At 40.3% G+C, this 19,856-nt stretch carries 14 protein-coding genes and 2 pseudogenes; 7 read left to right on the plus strand and 9 right to left on the minus strand.

The window, feature by feature from the left end:
* A pseudogene (locus EJF25_RS18300) lies at positions 1–416 on the minus strand (phage integrase SAM-like domain-containing protein); the annotation flags it as partial.
* A gap of 302 nt (positions 417–718) precedes the next feature.
* Here EJF25_RS18300 and EJF25_RS18305 point away from each other — a divergent pair.
* The 4 genes and pseudogenes from EJF25_RS18305 to EJF25_RS18320 all read left to right on the plus strand — a co-directional run bounded on the left by EJF25_RS18305 (position 719) and on the right by EJF25_RS18320 (position 3,145).
* Entirely contained in the window at positions 719–1,645 is a 927-nt protein-coding gene (locus EJF25_RS18305; protein ID WP_125042279.1) for a ribonuclease Z, read from the plus strand.
* 43 nt (positions 1,646–1,688) lie between these two features.
* Entirely contained in the window at positions 1,689–2,237 is a 549-nt protein-coding gene (locus tag EJF25_RS18310) for an RNA polymerase sigma factor (RefSeq protein ID WP_125042280.1), read from the plus strand.
* Positions 2,238–2,284: 47 nt separating this feature from the next.
* The gene (locus tag EJF25_RS18315; protein WP_125042281.1) at positions 2,285–2,659 is read left to right on the plus strand and encodes a hypothetical protein; all 375 of its coding nucleotides are present in this window, start codon (positions 2,285–2,287) and stop codon (positions 2,657–2,659) included.
* 25 nt (positions 2,660–2,684) lie between these two features.
* Positions 2,685–3,145 (plus strand): annotated as a pseudogene (locus EJF25_RS18320) (hypothetical protein).
* Between the two features lie 77 nt (positions 3,146–3,222).
* On the opposite strand, the gene mazG reads toward EJF25_RS18320, so the two are convergent.
* From mazG to EJF25_RS18335, 3 genes are read right to left on the minus strand one after another with little or no spacing between them, the layout of a single operon-like run.
* On the minus strand, positions 3,223–4,011 hold the full coding sequence (mazG, locus tag EJF25_RS18325; protein WP_125042282.1) for a nucleoside triphosphate pyrophosphohydrolase: 789 nt from the start codon (positions 4,009–4,011) through the stop codon (positions 3,223–3,225).
* Between the two features lie 23 nt (positions 4,012–4,034).
* On the minus strand, positions 4,035–5,111 hold the full coding sequence (locus tag EJF25_RS18330; protein ID WP_125042283.1) for a DUF3810 domain-containing protein: 1,077 nt from the start codon (positions 5,109–5,111) through the stop codon (positions 4,035–4,037).
* Positions 5,112–5,164: 53 nt separating this feature from the next.
* Entirely contained in the window at positions 5,165–6,073 is a 909-nt protein-coding gene (locus EJF25_RS18335; protein ID WP_005807145.1) for an IS1595-like element ISBbi1 family transposase, read from the minus strand.
* A 153-nt stretch (positions 6,074–6,226) separates the two neighbouring features.
* On the opposite strand from EJF25_RS18335, the gene EJF25_RS18340 reads away from it, so the two are divergent.
* The 3 genes from EJF25_RS18340 (at position 6,227) to EJF25_RS18350 (ending at position 11,588) form a co-directional block, all read left to right on the plus strand.
* Entirely contained in the window at positions 6,227–6,865 is a 639-nt protein-coding gene (locus EJF25_RS18340; RefSeq protein WP_125042284.1) for a hypothetical protein, read from the plus strand.
* A gap of 62 nt (positions 6,866–6,927) precedes the next feature.
* The gene (locus tag EJF25_RS18345) at positions 6,928–9,567 is read left to right on the plus strand and encodes a valine--tRNA ligase (protein WP_125042285.1); all 2,640 of its coding nucleotides are present in this window, start codon (positions 6,928–6,930) and stop codon (positions 9,565–9,567) included.
* Positions 9,568–9,680: 113 nt separating this feature from the next.
* Positions 9,681–11,588 (plus strand): sensor histidine kinase, encoded by a 1,908-nt coding sequence (locus tag EJF25_RS18350; RefSeq protein WP_125042286.1) that lies wholly within the window; start codon positions 9,681–9,683, stop codon positions 11,586–11,588.
* 82 nt (positions 11,589–11,670) lie between these two features.
* Here EJF25_RS18350 and EJF25_RS18355 read toward each other — a convergent pair whose 3' ends face one another.
* From EJF25_RS18355 to lnb, 5 genes are all read right to left on the minus strand, one after another.
* Entirely contained in the window at positions 11,671–12,117 is a 447-nt protein-coding gene (locus tag EJF25_RS18355; protein ID WP_125042287.1) for a hypothetical protein, read from the minus strand.
* 62 nt (positions 12,118–12,179) lie between these two features.
* Entirely contained in the window at positions 12,180–13,292 is a 1,113-nt protein-coding gene (locus tag EJF25_RS18360) for a DUF6340 family protein (RefSeq protein ID WP_125042288.1), read from the minus strand.
* Positions 13,293–13,429: 137 nt separating this feature from the next.
* On the minus strand, positions 13,430–16,750 hold the full coding sequence (gene secA / locus EJF25_RS18365) for a preprotein translocase subunit SecA (protein WP_125042289.1): 3,321 nt from the start codon (positions 16,748–16,750) through the stop codon (positions 13,430–13,432).
* 105 nt (positions 16,751–16,855) lie between these two features.
* Positions 16,856–18,430 (minus strand): alkaline phosphatase family protein, encoded by a 1,575-nt coding sequence (locus EJF25_RS18370; RefSeq protein WP_125042290.1) that lies wholly within the window; start codon positions 18,428–18,430, stop codon positions 16,856–16,858.
* Entirely contained in the window at positions 18,430–19,614 is a 1,185-nt protein-coding gene (gene lnb, locus EJF25_RS18375) for a lipoprotein N-acyltransferase Lnb (protein WP_125042291.1), read from the minus strand. Before lnb ends, EJF25_RS18370 begins: the two co-directional genes overlap by 1 nt.
* Positions 19,615–19,856 lie beyond the last annotated feature (242 nt).

Here is a 19,856-nt window from a genome sequence, read left to right on the forward strand (position 1 = left end):
AGGAGGAGAAAAGAGAGAGATAGTATCATGTGTATCTGCGTTTCTTTTTTGAAATGTGATTCGAAATAGTCAGTCATTTGAAGAACCGATTTGACTTTGACCTCTGACTGAGTTTGTTTCATCTCGCCAAAGCAATGTGAAAGTTGAACCGGAGACCAGTTATGTTCTTCCGATTTCCACATATCGGTTATAGGCAGGTATTTGGTACGCAAACTGAACAACAGTTTGTATTTGGTAGCCGCTTCCGTACTATCGTTACGGAAACTCTGTGATTTGACGTCCCAGTCCTTTAATAGACCGGTAATATTTAATACTTTTGGCACGCGGGCATAGCCGGTTTGGAAGAATATCATCTCCAGCTTGACCTTTTTCTGCTCCTTGGGATTTTGTTTGCTCCGGATGTTGATTGTGTACATAAAATGATAATGTGTTAGTTAAATGGTACTTTTAATTCGCATTAGCGGGTATAAAGTCAGCTTAATTAACCTACAGAAGCCTACATGAAAAAAGTAGGACTCTCAGCGAAATAATGGTTATACAGTTTAATCTGTGCTTACACCATTTACTAACATGTTATCAATCAATGAATTTTAAGCCTGCTTAAAATTCATTTCGAAAAAAAGAAAGCCCGGTTTTCGGAGTACCTTTTTTCTGTGATTATTATTTTTTTGCTTTGTTAGTGGTGCTGTGAAGTTTAAATCACCTATATTTGCATAGTATGGAAAAATTCGAATTATATATACTTGGGTGTGGCTCTGCTTTGCCTACTACCCGCCACTTTGCAACATCGCAGGTTGTGAATCTGCGTGAAAAGCTTTTTATGATTGATTGTGGCGAGGGTGCGCAAATGCAGTTACGCAAATCCCGGTTGAAGTTCTCTCGGTTGAACCATATTTTTATTTCTCATTTACATGGCGATCATTGTTTTGGGTTGTTGGGGTTGATATCTACATTCGGGTTACTGGGACGTACAGCTGACTTACATATTCATTCTCCGAAAGGTTTGGAAGAATTATTTGCTCCACTGCTAGACTTCTTTTGCAAGAAGCTGACGTATCAGGTTTTCTTTCATGAGTTTGAAACTCACGAACCCGTTTTGATATATGAGGACCGTTCGGCTACAGTGACTACTATTCCATTGAGGCATCGTATCCCTTCTTGCGGTTTTCTGTTCGAAGAGAAGCCACGTCCCAATCACATTATCAGAGATATGATTGATTTCTATCAGATTCCTGTCTATGAGTTGAACCGGATTAAGAATGGAGCAGATTATGTGACTCCTGAGGGTGAGACTGTTGCCAATTCGCGTCTGACACGTCCTGCATCACCGGTACGAAAGTATGCTTATTGTTCTGATACTTGCTATCGGGAAGAGATAGTAGAACAGATAAAAGGAGTAGACTTGTTATTTCATGAAGCTACATTTGCTCAAAACGAAGCAGCAAGAGCCAAAGAGACGTTTCACTCAACAGCTGCACAAGCAGCAGAGATAGCCCGAGCAGCAGAAGTCAAGCAATTAGTAATCGGACATTTTTCGGCACGTTATGAAAATGAACAGATATTATTAGAAGAAGCGTCAGGGATTTTTCCAGCGACAATCTTGGCGAAAGAAAACCTTTGTATCTCTGTTGGAAACAACGAATAACCAGAATTGAAACCATAAACAAAAATACAGAATACAAGAAATTATGACCCCTTATAACGAACGCGAAGTGCTGGAGCTTCTTCAGGAGGAGAGTACGCAGCGGAAAGGATTTGAAATGATCGTGTCACAATACAGTGAGCAACTGTATTGGCAGATACGTAGGATGGTGTTGTCGCATGAAGATGCGAACGACCTCCTTCAAAATACTTTTATTAAGGCATGGACGAACATTGATTATTTTCGTGCTGAGGCTAAACTTTCTACCTGGCTTTATCGCATTGCACTGAATGAGTGTCTTACTTTTCTGAATAAACAACGTGCCAATACGGTCGCTATTGATGATCCCGAAGCTATGAGTGTGCAAAATCTTGAAAGTGATTCTTACTTTTCCGGTGACCGGATACAACTACTATTACAGAAGGCGTTGATGTCTTTGCCCGAGAAACAGCGGATGGTGTTTAACTTGAAATATTATCAGGAAATGAAGTATGAAGATATGTCTGAGATTTTTGGTACTTCAGTCGGAGCATTGAAAGCTTCTTATCACCACGCAGTGAAGAAAATAGAAAAGTTTTTCGAAGAGATTGATTAAACCTTTTAAGTTGCATTACGTCTAACAAAAAGAGAGGAGAAAAACGTATGAAAGAAGAAGATATCCTATTGAAGAAAATTGGAAAGGAGCATTCCTTCAAAGTTCCTGAAGGATACTTTGAAAATTTGACTTCAGAGGTAATGGATAAACTTCCTGAAAAAGAAAAAGTTGTTTTTAAGGATGAATCCGTTAGCACATGGACAAGGCTAAAACCGTTAGTATATATGGCAGCTATGTTTGTGGGGGCTGCCCTGATTATCCGGGTCGCATCATCGGATCATAAGCCTGTAAATAATGATGTGGTAGCACCGGAACCTGAAACAGAAGTTGTGTCCGATCAGATGATTGATTTTGCGGTAGAAGGTGCTATGTTGGATGACTATTCATTATATGTTTATCTGAGTGACGCAAGTGTAGAATGATTAATTAAAAGTTTGAATATTTAAAATGAAGAAATTAATTGCTTTAGTCGTTTTATTATGTAGTTTCGTTCCCATTCTTTTGGCAGCCGACGGATGTGAGCAGCATTTGACTCCTGATGAATTTAGGGCAAAGCAAAAAGCATTTATTATAGAACAAGCAGGATTGACAAAAGAGGAGGCAACAAAGTTTTTCCCACTCTATTTTGAACTTCAGGATAAAAGAAGAAGTTGAATGATGATTCTTGGACGTTGATGCGTAAGGGAAAAGAAGATAATGCTACTGAAACACAATATGAAGAAATTATCGGGAAGATATGTGATAATCGAATTGAAGCCGATCGTTTGGACAAAACTTATCTGGATAAGTTTAAAAAGATTCTAACCTGGAAGAAGATATTTCTTGTGCAACGTGCGGAAACTCGTTTTCACAGAGAAATGCTGAAAGCTATGAATCGTGGAGGAAATGATCCGAAGAGAGGCCGATAAATTATTATAATTAGCATATAATTAACGCGTATTTTGATCTGGATGGATTAAATACGCGTTAATTTTTTTGCTGACACTTACAATCCTTTATTCTTTGCTTCATTCCAGATAGCATCCATTTCTTCGAGTGACATATCCTTGAGATTTCTTCCTTCTTTGATGGTATGCTCTTCCAGATAATTAAAACGGCGTATAAATTTCTGGTTTGTAAGTTCCAGTGCATTGTCAGGATTGATTTTGTATAAGCGTGCTGCATTGATTAAGCTGAACATCACATCTCCAAATTCTGCTTCCGCTTTCTCTTTATCCATATTGGCAACTTCTTCCTGAAATTCACCAATTTCCTCTTTTACTTTCTCCCATACTTGTTCCCGCTTTTCCCAGTCGAAACCTACATTGCGTGCTTTATCCTGAATTCGGTATGCTTTGATGAGTGAAGGAAGTGCGGCAGGAACTCCACTTAATACGCTCTTATTACCATCTTTTTCTTTCAGTTTCAATTGTTCCCAATTTTCGGATACTTGTCCGGCTGTTTCTGCTTTTACTTCTCCGAATACGTGTGGGTGGCGGAAGATTAATTTATCACAGAGTTTGTCGCATACATCTTTGATATCGAAATCTCCTGTCTCTGAACCTATCTTGGCATAGAAAGCAACATGCAGAAGTACATCACCCAACTCTTTGCAAATATCTTGCTTGTCATTTTTCATTATTGCATCGCAAAGCTCATAAGTTTCTTCTATTGTGTTAGGACGCAGACTTTCATTGGTCTGTTTACGATCCCAGGGACACTTTACACGTAATTCATCGAGAATATCCAGGAAGCGTCCGAAGGCTTCCATCTGTTCTTGTCTGGTATGTGACATTTTGTTTCTATTTTATTTTATGATTAATTTTTCTGTTCAATCTTTTTCTCTTTATCTTTTAATGATTCTTGATAAGAGATCAGTAAGCCTACTACTTCGGAATAATTCTGTCTTCCACTTCCGATCTTATTCCCTTTGAGGTAGAGATCGTAAATCCAGTCTTGGATATCCCCGATAATGGGACTATATTTAGCTGACCAATAGGCTTGGTTATGCTTGGCTAATTCAATAATTTCCGGTCGGATACGTTTGTAAAGTGTAGTGTATTCTTCCTCTGATAGTAATCTTCGGGCATTACTTAATACATGGTCGAGTACTGAAAAATAACCGGAGAAACGAATTCCTGTTGCTTGCGCACGAGTACAAACTTGATAAGCATAGAAATTAGCTTCCGCTTCACTAGTAATACCGAGTAAATGAGCTAATTCATGAGCATAAGTAGCCGGATAATTAATTGGAAGTAGATCACCGTTCAAAGTAAATTCACAGAAGAAAGGTCCCATGCTGCCGGTTACACCTACCATTGAAATAAATGGAGTAAACAGCATTGTTTTTACTTTGGGATTAGCGTGCGGTGGACGGTGAACGCCAAGACTGTCACTAAGCTGATTGTATAACCGTACACTTTCTTTACGAATTAAATCTTGGCTAATGTTATTTAAAGGAGTATATGAACGGTTTAGCTGTGTGATGTATTCGTCTACAAAAGTCTGGAAGTTTTCCGGCGTATAGGCCGTATATGGAATTCCGGTTCGTTGGTAAAAGTTTTTTTGTGAGTAGTTGAGTCCCCAGGCCAGATAGAACCATACGTAAATCCATAAAAGATATTCTATGTCATTTAACAAGATTTTCTTCCAGGATAATTTCTTTCGAATCTTGGCATATATAGGATATACTATGACACCTACAATGCTGAGAAAAATAAACAGATCGCCTATTGCAAAAGGAAATATGTTGGAAAATGCTGATAAAACATAAGATATGCCCGGGTAGACTTTCTGAGAATAGATAGTTGCCAGAGCAGGAATCCATTGTGTCATCCATACGAGAAGTAGTAGTACTCCTAGAATGATATATCTAATTTTTAACCTTCGTTTCATTATTTATTAAGATTTGAAGTAACAAAAATATGCAATTAATTCTGATTATCCGTTTATGCACCTGTTATATTCGCAATTACTAGTCTGTCAAAGAGTTTGTCTCCAAAATACCGTCTGTTTAATTTGTAAATAAACTCGTTGAGATACAACTGTAAGTATTTCCTTTTGATTTTATGGTAGTTGCCCAGCAATGTCCGTTTTGCATTACTGATTGCGATATGCACCCATTTGAGTGTTTCCTTGGTGGTTTTGGCGTCTGATTTCTCGGTGACGTGCAATTCCACCAGATCGGAGATGTCAACGTAAGAAGTGCTTTTGTCCGAAAATACGATGGCATCATCCTCCATGCAGTCCCTGACCACGCCGTTGATTCCTTCACTTTGATGGCTATCCAGTACCCTGGCCTTGAAATAACGCACATGCTTCTCCTTTTTGCCCGTTTCGATATCTTCCAACGGGGTGCTTTCGGCCATCACCGCAACGTTCTGCTTTCCCTCGGCTCCCCGGCCACGTGTACCCTTGCCTCGCTCGATTTCCTTACTGGCCACCGAAAAGTAACCCTCATCCAGTTCTATCATCCCTTCCAGTGTATACCTTGCATCCCGGTTGCCCATCGCCCTGCGGAGTTTGTGTACCATCGCCCATACCGGTTCGTAACGCTTCAATCCTAATTGCTTCTGGAGTTCGTTGGTGGAGAATCCCTTTTTTGTGCAACTCATCAGGAACATCGTTTTGTACCACACCAGAAACGGCAGCTTGGAGCTCTCCATGATCGTACCGCTGCGCAACGAGGTGCGGAAACGGCAACCTTTGCATTCATAACTCCATTTACCCTGTAACCAATAATGGGAAGTGCCCCCGCATCGCTTGCAGACAACCCCTTCCTTATCACGCTGCTCCTTGAAATGCAAACGACAATCTTCCTCCGAACCGAAATGAGCCGTAAAACTGAATATGTTCATAATCCCTGCTTTTTGAGCGCTAATATACTAAAAATATTAGGTGTGTTTGCGGAGAATCAGACAATTAATAAATGTAACGCGAAAAAATACCTCTATATTTGCAAAAAAACTGTTAATACTAATTCGATTGTTAACCATAAACGGAATTAAAAGATGGCTACTACAGAAGAAATTGAAAAGTATTGCCGAAATTGTGTATCACGTGATTTCGTCAATGGAAAGGGACTCGTTTGCAAGCGTTCCAGAGAATTTCCAGCTTTTGAAGAAGAGTGTGAAAATTTTGAGAACGATGAAGAACTAACCAAAATGGCTCCCCCTAAACCGGAGGATTTTCCGGTAACGATGACAAGAGAAGAGCTACTTGCTCAAGAAAATCTACTGAAAGGACTTTTGCTGGCTATAATCGCTAGTTTGGTCGGAGCGGTGGCATGGGGACTGGTTTCTGTTTCTACAGGCTATCAAATTGGATATATGGCAATTGCTATCGGATTGGTTGTAGGTTTTGCCATGCGACAAGGAAAAGGGATACGTCCAATTTTCGGAATTATAGGTGGAGCTTTGGCTTTGATAAGCTGTGTCTTGGGGGATTTTTTTTCTATTATTGGATTTGCCTCTCGAGAGTATGATATGCCTTTCTTTGAAGTTTTAACACAAGCTGATTTTAAAACAGTCTTTTCAATAATAGAAGAAAATTTGGTCTCTATGAGTACCTTATTTTATGTAATTGCTGTTTATGAGGGATATAAATTCTCTTTCCGTCCACAGAATCAGCCTAAGGGTGGTCAGATTTGAATTAAAATTATTAATTTTGCACCCGTTATTTTTCGAAACTATCATATTATATATAAAACAACATGGAATTAGCAAGTAAGTACAATCCCGCTGACGTGGAGGGAAAGTGGTACCAGTATTGGATGGAACACCGTTTATTTAGTTCGAAACCCGATGGTCGTGAACCCTACACCATCGTCATTCCGCCTCCTAACGTCACAGGTGTGCTCCACATGGGACACATGCTTAATAATACCATTCAGGATATTTTAGTTCGTCATGCCCGTATGGAAGGTAAAAATGCTTGCTGGGTACCGGGAACAGACCATGCATCTATTGCTACGGAAGCCAAAGTGGTGAACAAACTTGCTGCCCAAGGTATCAAGAAAACGGATTTGACTCGTGATGAGTTCCTGAAACATGCATGGGAATGGACAGACGAACATGGAGGTATTATTCTGAAACAACTTCGTAAACTCGGTGCCTCTTGTGACTGGGAACGTACTGCTTTCACAATGGACGAAAAGCGTAGTGAAAGTGTAATAAAGGTTTTTGTCGATCTATTTGATAAAGGATTGATTTATCGCGGTGTCCGTATGGTGAACTGGGATCCGAAAGCTTTGACGGCTCTTTCTGACGAAGAAGTTATTTATAAAGAGGAGCATGGCAAACTGTATTATCTCCGTTATAAAGTAGAAGGTGATCCGGAAGGTCGTTATGCAGTTGTAGCAACTACCCGTCCTGAAACGATCATGGGTGATACGGCGATGTGTATAAATCCGAATGATCCAAAGAATCAATGGTTGAGAGGCAAGAAAGTGATTGTTCCGTTGGTAAATCGTGTCATTCCTGTGATTGAAGATGATTATGTAGACATCGAATTCGGTACCGGTTGTTTGAAGGTGACCCCGGCTCACGATGTGAATGACTATATGTTGGGAGAAAAATATAATCTGCCTACTATCGATATTTTCAATGATAACGGTACATTGAGCGAAGCTGCCGGAATGTATATCGGTATGGATCGTTTCGATGTTCGTAAGCAGATAGAGAAAGATCTTGAAGCTGCGAATTTATTGGAGAAAACAGAAGCATACACGAATAAAGTTGGGTATTCAGAACGTACTAATGTTGTGATTGAGCCTAAACTGTCTATGCAGTGGTTTCTCAAAATGCAGCATTTTGCAGAAATGGCATTGCCTCCGGTCATGAATGATGAACTGAAGTTCTATCCTGCTAAGTATAAGAATACTTACCGTCACTGGATGGAAAACATCAAAGACTGGTGTATCAGCCGTCAGTTGTGGTGGGGACATCGTATTCCCGCATACTTCTTACCGGAAGGGGGCTATGTTGTAGCTTCGACCCCTGAAGAAGCACTGGCGAAGGCTAAAGAAAAGACAAACAATGCTAACTTGAAAATAGAAGATCTCCGTCAGGATGAAGACTGTCTGGATACTTGGTTCTCTTCTTGGTTGTGGCCTATCTCTCTGTTTGATGGAATCAACAATCCGGGAAATGAAGAGATCAATTACTATTATCCGACAAGTGATTTGGTAACGGGACCGGATATCATCTTCTTCTGGGTGGCACGTATGATTATGGCAGGTTACGAATATGAAGGAAAGATGCCGTTTAAGAATGTTTACTTCACAGGTATCGTTCGCGATAAATTGGGACGGAAGATGTCCAAATCCCTCGGTAACTCTCCTGATCCGTTGGAACTGATAGAGAAATACGGTGCTGATGGTGTACGTATGGGTATGATGCTTTCAGCTCCTGCCGGAAATGATATTCTTTTTGATGATGCGCTTTGCGAACAAGGGCGTAACTTCTGCAATAAGATATGGAATGCTTTCCGTTTAATTAAAGGTTGGCAGGTAGATAAGACGCTGGTACCTACGGAGGCTGCTAATCTGGCTACCCAATGGTTTGAATCCAAACAAAATGAGGTAGCTGCCGAGATGGCGGATCTGTTTAGTAAATACCGTTTGAGTGAAGCATTGATGGCTGTGTATAAGTTGTTCTGGGATGAGTTCTCTTCCTGGTATCTGGAAATGATAAAACCGGCTTATGGACAAGGTATCGATAGTTGTACTCATAATGCTACGCTTTGTTTCTTAGATAATCTGCTTCATTTGCTCCATCCGTTTATGCCGTTCATTACAGAAGAATTATGGCAACAGATGTATGAACGTAATGCGGAAGAGGGCGAAAGTTTAATGGTAAGTGCTTTGACTTTGGATACTTATGTAGATACAGAGATTGTTCAGCAGTTTGAAGTAGTGAAAGAAGTGATTAGTAATATCCGTAGTATTCGCCTTCAAAAGAACATAGCACAGAAAGAGGCACTCGAACTGCAGGTTGTAGGAGAAAATCCGGTAGCTGCGTTCAATGCGGTTATTCAAAAGATGTGTAACCTTTCATCTATCGAGGTGGTTACCTCTAAAGCAGAAGGAGCTTCCTCCTTTATGGTAGGAACGGCCGAATATGCAGTTCCATTGGGAAATATGATTGATGTGGAAGCTGAAATCGCCCGTATGGAAGCTGAACTGAAACATAAGGAAGGTTTCTTGCAGGGAGTCATGAAGAAATTGAGTAATGAGAAGTTTGTAAATAATGCTCCGGCAGCTGTACTTGAACTTGAACGTAAGAAACAGGCAGATGCAGAAAGTATTATCAGTTCTTTAAAAGAAAGTATTGCTGCACTAAAAAAATCATAATGATTTGATACTTAATAATGTGTAAATAAGAGGCACCTCAGGAATTTGAGGTGCCTTTCTTTTTTAGATAAGAAAATAATACTATCTTTGCTAATCTATTTATTACAACACGAATGAAACAAGTACTGAGAATTGCCGTCTTTTATGGCTTGTTCTTTCTTCTGGGAGGAACCTTTCTGACTGCATCAGCTCGTAACGGGCAATCTGAAAAAGAGATACTGGTTTTGAATTCCATCAATTTTAATCTTCCTTGGGCTAAAAATTTTTATTGGTATGTACATGATCAACTTCGGAGCAAGGGTATATCGGTAAAAGCGGAATCATTGTCTGTTCCGGCTTTGATTGATACAGTGGAAGTGAAAGCTATGGTCACTTATTTACGACAGAAATATCCCTTTCCTCCTACGGCGGTTGTTATGATCGGAGATCCCGGGTGGATTGTTTGCAGGGAACTTTTTGACGATATATGGAAAGAAGTTCCGGTAATTATAACCAATTCTCGTGACCGTTTGCCCGCTACAATGGACATATTGCTTTCACATGCTTCATTAACGGAAGCAAACAGTGTTCCGGCTGAAAAGTGGAGGCAGGGATATAACCTTACTACTTTAACGCAGCATTATTATGTCAAGGAAACGGTAGACCTGATGTATCAGTTGATACCTGAGATGGAGCGTCTTGCATTTATCTCCGATGATCGTTATATCAGCGAAGAAACTCGTGGAGATGTGAAAGATGCAGTAAAGGCAAACTTCCCTGATTTGACATTAGATTTGTTATCAACTACAGAAATGTCTACAGAATTATTGTTAGATACTTTACGTAGCTATAAAGCGAATACCGGAATTATATATTATTCTTGGTTTGAGTCTCATAATAAGGATGATAATAATTATCTTTTCGATCATATTCAGGATATCATTACTAATTTTACTCCTTCACCTCTGTTTCTTCTCTCATCCGAAGATTTGTCTAATAATACTTTTGCCGGAGGTTATTATGTTTCGGCAGAATCTTTTGGAGATTCATTGTTAGGTATATTAAATCGGATATTATCCGGTGAGCAAGCACGGGATATTCCGGAGAGCGTAGGTGGCAAGGAAAATGCGTATCTTTGTTATCCTGTACTTGAATCTCATAATATTCCCTCTTATCGTTATCCGGGTAACGCTGTTTATATTAACTCACCTAAAACTTTCTTTGAACAATACAGGACTGTTATCCTGTCTTGTCTGGTGATCGTACTCATTCTGATAGCTGCTATTTCCTATTACATTCACATTCTTCGGAAAGCATATGATCGTTTTAGAGATGCAATGGAGAAGGCAGAGCAGGCTAATAAGTTGAAATCGGCTTTTTTAGCAAATATGAGTCATGAGATACGTACTCCGTTGAATGCTATTGTGGGTTTTGCCAATATGCTGCCGGATGTAGAAGACAAAAAAGAAATGCGTGAATATACTGATATCATTGAAACAAATACGAATTTGCTGCTTCAGTTGATAAACGATATCCTTGATATGTCGAAGATTGAAGCGGGTACTTTTGATTTTTATCCTTCGTTGATAGATGTGAACCAAGTCATGGAAGAGATTGAACAAAGTATGAAATTGCGTTTAAAGGGAAATAAGGTGAGTATTATATTTACTGAACGTTTGCCGGAATGTAGTTTATATGTAGACAAGAATCGATTGATGCAGTTGATGTCCAATTTTGTTGTGAATGCTATCAAATTTACAGAAAGTGGCTCTATATGTATGGGATATCGTAAAGAGGATGCTAATAATATCTATTTTTATGTTTCCGATACAGGTTGTGGAATGTCACATGAACAATGTGAGCATGTTTTTGAACGTTTTGTAAAATATAATCCGTTTATTCAGGGGACAGGCTTAGGACTTTCTATTTGTAGTATGATTGTAGAACGGTTGGGTGGTAAGATCGGAGTAAAGTCGGAAGAAGGGAAAGGTTCTACTTTTTGGTTTATTTTGCCTTATAGAGTAAGTCGGCCAGACTCTTAGAACAGATGATAATCAGTGAAAAATAAAATCGCCGGAAGTAAATAGAGTATTTTTTCCGGCGATCACTATATTGTGGTCTTTTTTATTTCTCCAACAACTCTTTCAGAAAATCATCCAATTCTTTGTCCAGACCTTTTAGTAGTTCATCACTGACTAATAAAGTATCATCATCGACCAGCAACAATTCGGCTACAGTTTCCTTCTCTTCGTCTACCAATACAAATGAATAAGGCTTTAAAATCGATACCTTTTCAAAATCACCGGCATTTTTCATTCTACAAAGAAGATTGCGCAGGATAGGTTCTACATTATCCATAAAATCATCACCTTCATAAGTGGCCCATTCCTCAATCATCACGTCAGCTAGTTCTTCATCATCGTCATTAAAAATGTTGAGTCGTCCAGATGTCTGGTCGGGTTGCAAATGAATATCTGTTACGACTGTCTGTTCACAGCCACATACATATTTACCGACTGCCTTTTGGATAGCCGATTCGATGGTAGATAGTGATTGTTGGCTCAATTTCATGGGATTCCTTCTTTTTGTTAGTTCAAAGGTATGAAAAAAATAATAATTGCTGCATGATTTTTTTAAAAATCATCATTAAATCGACTCATTTGCATTTTTATCTTAGTTAATGAGTCATATCTTTTATTTAATTCGGTGACATAGAGTGACGTTTGATAGAAATTGGGAATATCTCTCAAATTTACATTCATACTATCTTTCATTTGATCTACCTTGTCGATTTTTTTGGCAATTTTTTGTGCTATGGTTGCCCATTCCACTGCTTTGGCAATGCTATCTTTCATTTCGTAATAAACAGCGATGTTGATAGCTGCTTTCATTTTTTTCTTTTTTCTTTTTGTACCATTGAACGCTTCTAGCCAAAGCTTATAGGCATCATCCCATGAGCCTTCATGTACATAAACGCTAGCATCACGCATTTGTATGGACCCATTCGTATAAATAAAGCGAGCGTCTTTTCTCCAGTACGGGATTAAATATTTAACAGGAATCGTACCTGCAAACTCAGCAGCTTCTTTTAGTATTTGTTCTTCCGAAATCATTCGTGCGTTTATTTGTTCTTTCGTACCAATTTCTTCCCAATAAATACTGTCGGTAGCTGTGATAGTGTTCATCGGTTTCTTTAGCGTAGGGAGGTATATTCTTATAGTGGGAAAAGCTTTTAGATCTATTGCCACTTCATAGATACCATAATCATCCGGATAATAGACTGATCTTCCAGTTATAAACCGTACACCTTCCACTGCAATAATGAAATCTACTCCTAAATTCGATGTTAATGTACGAACCTCCTCCTGACTTAATGTGCTTTCACGAGGGATTCTATCATTAGCTCGTAAGGCAGAATCGCAGATAACAACTGTTTCAAAATAGTTTTGGCTTGCAATTTCTGCAGCGAGGGATTCGGCTACAATTCGGGGATCGCCGTTAGCATAAGCTGAGGCACCTTTCATATGCATCATTTTAAATATACTTTCCGGAGCAGAAGCTGCCAAAATCAATGCACTGTCTGGTGGAGTACTACAGTTGTTCACTATAGCCACTTTCTGAAGTTCAGGCGGGAAGGATATTTCCGCAGGATGTACATATTCGATAGGGATTTGTTCCAAACTTTGGCAACTGCCAAAGAATAGTACGAATATGCAGGCAAATGCCAATGAATCTAATTTTGCCATAGTGCCGAATATTTAGTAGTTAAGTTTAAACAAAGATACTATTTTAAATGAATAAAAGAAAGCCTCGAACGGTTAAAAACTGTTTGAGGCTTTCTTTTTTTTCAGTCACGAATAGGGCATACTTAGCTATTCATAAACTAAGCATTTTTTCCGTGACAGTTTTTGTATTTCTTGCCACTGCCGCATGGACAAGGATCATTACGTCCTACTGTTTTTTCTGCACGTATCGGTTCGCGTTTTTGTTGTTCGCGGGTATCCTGGCTAGCGGCAGCTTGTTGGTTCGGATCATTAAGATCTTGTTTTTGTTCGCGGTATTTGCTCATATCCTGACGTTGTTCCGGAGTAGCCTGGCGAACTTCCACACGTCGTGGAGCTTGTTCATCAGGAGCTTCCTGTACAGGAATCTGTCCGCGCATTAAGATAGAGACTGTCTGGTTATTGATCTTGTTTACCATTGCGTCAAACAATGTAACAGACTCCAATTTGTAAATCAACAACGGATCTTTCTGTTCGTAACTAGCGTTCTGTACAGAGTGTTTCAGTTCGTCCAGTTCACGTAAGTTTTCTTTCCATGCTTCATCGATAACATGTAACAGAATTGATTTCTCGAACGACTTAACTACTTCCTTAGACTCAGTTTCATAAGCAGTCTTCAGGTTACAAGAGATATTGTACATACGTTTACCATCTGTGATAGGAATCAAGATGTTCTCATACATTTGTCCCTGGTTTTCATAAACCTGTTTGATAACGGGATTAGCGATCTGAGCCAAACGGTCTGTTTTCCGTTTGAAGTTCTCCATTGCCATTGCGAAAGCCTTTTCTGCCATTACCTCTTTCTTCTCGTTACGGAATTCGTCTTCTGTGAACGGACATTCCATAGCCAATGTCTGAAGCATTTCCATCTTGCAGCCTTCGTAATCGTTGTTTTCGATAGCGTTTGCACAACGGTCCCAAACCATGTTTACGATATCCATACCGATACGTTCACCCATCAAGGCATGACGGCGTTTTGTATAGACAACTGTACGTTGCTTATTCATCACATCATCATATTCCAGCAAACGTTTACGGATACCGAAGTTGTTTTCTTCTACTTTCTTCTGTGCACGTTCAATAGAATTAGAGATCATTTTGTGCTCAATCATTTCGCCTTCCTGGAAACCAAGTTTATCCATAACACTGGCAATACGGTCGGAAGAGAACAAACGCATCAGATCATCTTCCAATGATACAAAGAATACAGAAGAACCTGGGTCACCTTGACGTCCTGCACGACCACGTAACTGGCGGTCTACACGACGTGACTCATGACGTTCTGTACCGATGATGGCAAGACCACCTGCCGCTTTTACTTCCGGGCTCAGCTTGATGTCGGTACCACGACCGGCCATGTTGGTAGCAATGGTTACTGTTCCGCTCATACCGGCTGTGGCAACAATATCAGCTTCTCTTTGGTGCAGTTTAGCATTCAATACGTTGTGTTCAATCTTACGCATTGTAAGCATTTTGCTCAACATCTCTGAGATTTCTACCGAGGTAGTACCCACCAATACCGGGCGTCCGGCTTGAACTAGTTTCTCGATCTCTTCGATAACAGCTTTATATTTCTCACGTTTAGTCTTGTAAACGCGGTCGTTCATATCTTTACGAGCAATTGGGCGGTTGGTTGGAATAACAACTACATCGAGTTTGTAGATATCCCAAAGCTCACCGGCTTCCGTTTCGGCAGTACCGGTCATACCGGAAAGCTTATGATACATACGGAAGTAATTCTGCAATGTGATTGTAGCAAATGTCTGCGTTGCAGCTTCCACTTTCACACGTTCCTTAGCTTCGATAGCCTGATGCAATCCGTCAGAATAACGGCGACCTTCCATGATACGTCCGGTTTGTTCGTCTACAATCTTCACCTGTCCGTCGATTACTACGTATTCGTCGTCTTTTTCGAACATGGTGTAAGCTTTCAGTAGCTGATTGATTGTATGTACGCGTTCTGATTTAATAGCGTAGTTGGTCAGTAACTCATCCTTCTTTTGCAGTTTCTGTTCTTCTGTCAGTCCCGGCACATTTTCCAGTTCAGAAAGCTGTGCTGCGATATCAGGAAGTACGAATAAAGTCGGATCTTCTGAATTACCGGTAATTAAATCTACCCCCTTATCAGTCAAATCTACGCTGTTCAGCTTTTCTTCAATAACAAAATACAACGGGTCAGTAACCTCGTGCATACGTTTGTTATTTTGCTCCATGTAGATTTCTTCTGTCTTCAACATTCCGGCTTTGATTCCCTGTTCACTGAGGAACTTAATCAATGCCTTGTTTTTCGGCAAACATTTGTGGCTACGGTATAATGCAAGGAATCCCTCTTCAACCTCTTTTTTATCATCCGAGGCAATCAGTCTCTTCGCTTCAGACAGATATTTGGTTGCCAATACCTTTTGTGCTTCTACAAGTCGTTCCACTAGTGGACGAAGTTGTTCGAACAATTGGTCGTCGCCTTTAGGGACTGGACCGGAAATAATCAACGGAGTACGGGCATCGTCAATCAATACAGAGTCTACCTCATCGACAATAGCATAGTTGTGCTGGCGTTGTACAAGGTCTTTCGGGCTGATCGCCATATTGTCACGCAAGTAGTCGAAACCGAATTCGTTGTTAGTACCAAATGTGATATCGGCTAGATAAGCCTGACGACGAGCATCAGAGTTCGGCTGGTGACGGTCGATACAATCTACGCTTAATCCATGGAACATATAAAGCGGTCCCATCCACTCGGAGTCACGTTTCGCCAGATAGTCATTCACAGTTACTACATGTACACCGTTTCCGGTCAATGCATTCAAGAACACAGGGAGGGTAGCCACAAGGGTTTTACCTTCACCGGTTGCCATTTCCGCAATTTTACCTTTGTGCAGAACCACACCACCGAATAACTGTACATCATAGTGAACCATGTTCCACAATGTATCGTTACCACCAGCCATCCAGTGATTCTGGTAAATAGCTTTATCCCCTTCGATACGTACAAAGTCTTTTGATGCAGCCAGTTCGCGGTCAAAATCGGTAGCAGTAACTACGATTTCCGGATTTTCAGCGAAACGTTTGGCTGTTGCTTTTACGATAGAGAAAGCCACCGGTAATATTTCATCCAGTGCCTTTTCGTATTTCTCCAGAATTTCTTTATCTATCTTGTCTATTTGAGCGAAAACTTCTTCACGATCTTCCAGCTCTATGCTTTCGATACTTGCTTTCAATTCTTCCACTTTCGCACGTTCAGCGCTAGCCGAGTCATAGATATATTGCTTGAGTTCTAGCGTTTTGGCACGTAGAGCGTCATTGTCAAGTGCTTCAACCTCAGGGTAAGCAGCTTTGATCTTCTCTACCCAGGGTTTGATTTCTTTCATGTCTCGAGTGGATTTATTTCCAAAAATCGAGCTTAAAATTTCATTAAATCCCATTTGTATTATTATGTTTATTATTTATCGTACTGAGATAACGTGCGCAAAGTTACATTAAAATGCTGATTTATTTATACTTTACGCCTTGTTTTTGCGGGGAAATTTTTACCGGATATCGGTAATAGGAGCTGCTGTACAGGCATTTGGTGCCCGTATGCGCATGAAATTAGCCAGAGTTGGCGCAATATGGTCTATTGTTACAGGTGTCTGTATGATAGCCGGTTTCACTGAGTGACCAATGAAAATCAGCGGAGAAGGTACGTACGAATGACGTACAACCTTACTTGAATTGGTATCTTCATTGACAATGGTCCATCCCGGGAGCACATCGATTGCCAGGTCTCCCGAGCGTTGACGATGAAAACCATTACGTATCTTATAAATTTCTGGAGTCCATGCTCCCAGTAGGAGTCTGTGGGCAGAATATACTTCATTTACTCCACTAAACTGTATCAGGAATTCTGCAGACTTCTCCTGTACTTCTATTAGGTTCAGTTGCTTTTGTTCCAGTAATTTGTGATTCAGGTAAATCTGTTGATCGTAATAAGCTTCTACATATTTTCCTTCGCCGTAAGTAGCCATCAGGAACATATTCAGCAGGGCAGCACAACGATTCAGGTGGAACTCCCCGGTAGGAATCTTATACACCCCCGAATCCGTTGATTCACTGTCTGTATATCCGGTAGAAGTGATGAAAATCAGCACGTTTTGTAAACCTACTTTTTTATCCAGAATGTCCAATAGATTGGCGATACTGCGGTCCAGACGAACATAGGTGTCTTGTATTTCCATGGCACATTCCTGTACGGATTTATGCGCGTAGTTGCCTGCGTAATATGTCAGTGACAGTAAGTCAGTAATGTCATCCGTACCCAGAAGTGCTTTGGTCATGACTTCATCTGCCAGCATATTCACTTCATCGTTTACAAAAGGGCTTGTGATAAATCTTCTGAATTTGTTTTGACGGTCGTCGTCAAATTTATATTTGAATGCTTCATCCCGCCAATCTGGCAGGAATGTGTACATCATTTTAGGAAAAACCGGTTCCCAGATAATACTGGAGATGCGGAAATCAATAGCTTGGCGATCATTATATTGGCTTGCCCACCATGGAAATTCTCCGTAATATGTGGTTCCACTCCATTTTCCGGTATTTGGGTTAAGCCAAAAAGCTCCGTTAGCGGCATGTCCGCCGGAGAATATGGCTGCGTCACAGCTAGGAGCAATGGCATATACCTGTCCCTGACCTTGAGTGGCTATTTTCAGTTCGTCGGAAATAGTAGAAGTCAAAAGCTTTGTCGGAGCACAAGTCATGTCTCCGTAGTATCCCATATATGCGGTATCATCCGTACTATTTACCAGTCGCAAAGTGGAAACATCCATCCATTGGTTGGAAATAATTCCATTGAGAGAAGGTGTTGTACCGGTATATATAGCAGCAATCGCAGAAGCGCGATCTACGTTGTTAAAAGTAAATTGAGCGTTGCAGAATACTCTTCCCTCTTTCCAGATTCGCTTGAATCCTCTGTCTCCGTAAAGTGAGGAAAAAGCTTCCAGATAGTCCGTACGTAATTGATCAATAGTCAATCCTACCACTAACTTGGGAGAAGCGGGAAGAGACTGAGCCTGTAGCCCTGTGAATGTGAGTACGGTGATAAGAGAAGTTAGTAGTCCTTTCATTATTTCTTTTTATAATTCAAAATCATGTTGCTCGCTGAACGTATCAGCAAACTGAGTGCCAAAGGTACGACAGCAAAGTCAATTCTTTGCGGAATGAGTGGAAAAAGCACTATAAATAATGTTAAAACAATGGCATTTAAAGTCATATACCAACATTTTTTCCTTTTTCGGATACAATATATAATGTAGGGAAGGAATAAAAGTTGTCCCGGATGAAATACAAACAGCAGATAGTTTGAACTGACAGCCGGATGTTCTGAAAATAAAGCAAGGAAAGCAAGTATGCATCCTGCAAGACCGGCAATACCGAATAAGATAAGATCAAATCCCCAAAGTCCTTTTTTCTTGCGGATGCCGTAGATGGTAACGGCAGCGGTTACTATAAACACGAGTAACGTGCATTGCAGAGGGGTAGGGGGCCAACCGTTCTTGTTCCTATCAGGCACCACGTCGACAATTGTTTCTGTGGATGTAACAAGTGGGCGCTGTTGTCCGTCATGATCTATCTTTGCATTAGCGAAGAAATTCATCAGATAGAACGGAGAAAACATCATCTGTCGTCGGCTGATCGGGCGATCGGCTTCGCTGCCGATACAGAAATCTATACCGAAACGTGACCATGGATGACCTTTGCAATACTGGTGGATAATATCCCGAAAAGAACGGGAACCATCCTGAGGGGCTTCGGGATAAATAACTTTGCCTGTGATACATTCTTCTATTTTATCACGTGGACGGGTAGCGCAATTATCATAGAAAAAATTATAGCGATAGATACGGTTTTCCGGGCGATAATTTACTTCCAAGAGATTGAAAAGATGGGCTTTTTCCTCCTCATTCAAATTTAGGGTCTGTTGCCATACACTGCGGTTGTCACTTGTATATTCGGCTACAAAGCTGTCATAATCACTTGCTCCCAGTCGGTAGTCTGTTTCACCGAGCGAAAAACGGAGTGCGAAATTAGGTACGTTAAAGCTGAATATACCATAATTAAAAACGACATCAATTCCTTGTGCCGGGTTCTCGTAACGGATAGCTGTATGTCCGAATAAAGAATAAATTTCCTCTCCGGGAGCACATGTCAAAAGACTCACCCGAATGGAATCGTTACTTGCTTTCGCCTGTCCGTAGGGTAGAAATAACAAGTAAAAAGGAATCAACATATATAAAATAGTCTGTTTCATAAAAAAGTGCCTGTTTTATCTTCGCGGCGAAGATACAAAGAATAGTTGGATTCGTGAAAAAGAGAGGCTCCGTTTTGTATAAATAGAGGTTCTGCTTTTGTGAAACAGAGCTTCTGTTTAATGTATTTAGAGACTCTGTTTTTCTTTAAAAATTGTTGTTTTTATGAAACTCATACGAAACAGTCTCGAATAGCTTATAATCGTCCGATAACTAATGAGTTTGTGTGTAATTTAAAATGATT

The organism is Bacteroides faecalis (assembly GCF_003865075.1).
GTDB classification, from domain to species: Bacteria; Bacteroidota; Bacteroidia; order Bacteroidales; family Bacteroidaceae; genus Bacteroides; species Bacteroides faecalis.

Coding starts and splice junctions, on each gene's coding strand:
- EJF25_RS18305 (WP_125042279.1), top strand. CDS start 719: ATGGAAAAATTCGAATTATATATACTTGGGTGTGGCTCTGCTTTGCCT.
- EJF25_RS18310 (WP_125042280.1), top strand. CDS start 1,689: ATGACCCCTTATAACGAACGCGAAGTGCTGGAGCTTCTTCAGGAGGAG.
- EJF25_RS18315 (WP_125042281.1), top strand. CDS start 2,285: ATGAAAGAAGAAGATATCCTATTGAAGAAAATTGGAAAGGAGCATTCC.
- mazG (WP_125042282.1), bottom strand. CDS start 4,011: ATGTCACATACCAGACAAGAACAGATGGAAGCCTTCGGACGCTTCCTG.
- EJF25_RS18330 (WP_125042283.1), bottom strand. CDS start 5,111: ATGAAACGAAGGTTAAAAATTAGATATATCATTCTAGGAGTACTACTA.
- EJF25_RS18335 (WP_005807145.1), bottom strand. CDS start 6,073: ATGAACATATTCAGTTTTACGGCTCATTTCGGTTCGGAGGAAGATTGT.
- EJF25_RS18340 (WP_125042284.1), top strand. CDS start 6,227: ATGGCTACTACAGAAGAAATTGAAAAGTATTGCCGAAATTGTGTATCA.
- EJF25_RS18345 (WP_125042285.1), top strand. CDS start 6,928: ATGGAATTAGCAAGTAAGTACAATCCCGCTGACGTGGAGGGAAAGTGG.
- EJF25_RS18350 (WP_125042286.1), top strand. CDS start 9,681: ATGAAACAAGTACTGAGAATTGCCGTCTTTTATGGCTTGTTCTTTCTT.
- EJF25_RS18355 (WP_125042287.1), bottom strand. CDS start 12,117: ATGAAATTGAGCCAACAATCACTATCTACCATCGAATCGGCTATCCAA.
- EJF25_RS18360 (WP_125042288.1), bottom strand. CDS start 13,292: ATGGCAAAATTAGATTCATTGGCATTTGCCTGCATATTCGTACTATTC.
- secA (WP_125042289.1), bottom strand. CDS start 16,750: ATGGGATTTAATGAAATTTTAAGCTCGATTTTTGGAAATAAATCCACT.
- EJF25_RS18370 (WP_125042290.1), bottom strand. CDS start 18,430: ATGAAAGGACTACTAACTTCTCTTATCACCGTACTCACATTCACAGGG.
- lnb (WP_125042291.1), bottom strand. CDS start 19,614: ATGAAACAGACTATTTTATATATGTTGATTCCTTTTTACTTGTTATTT.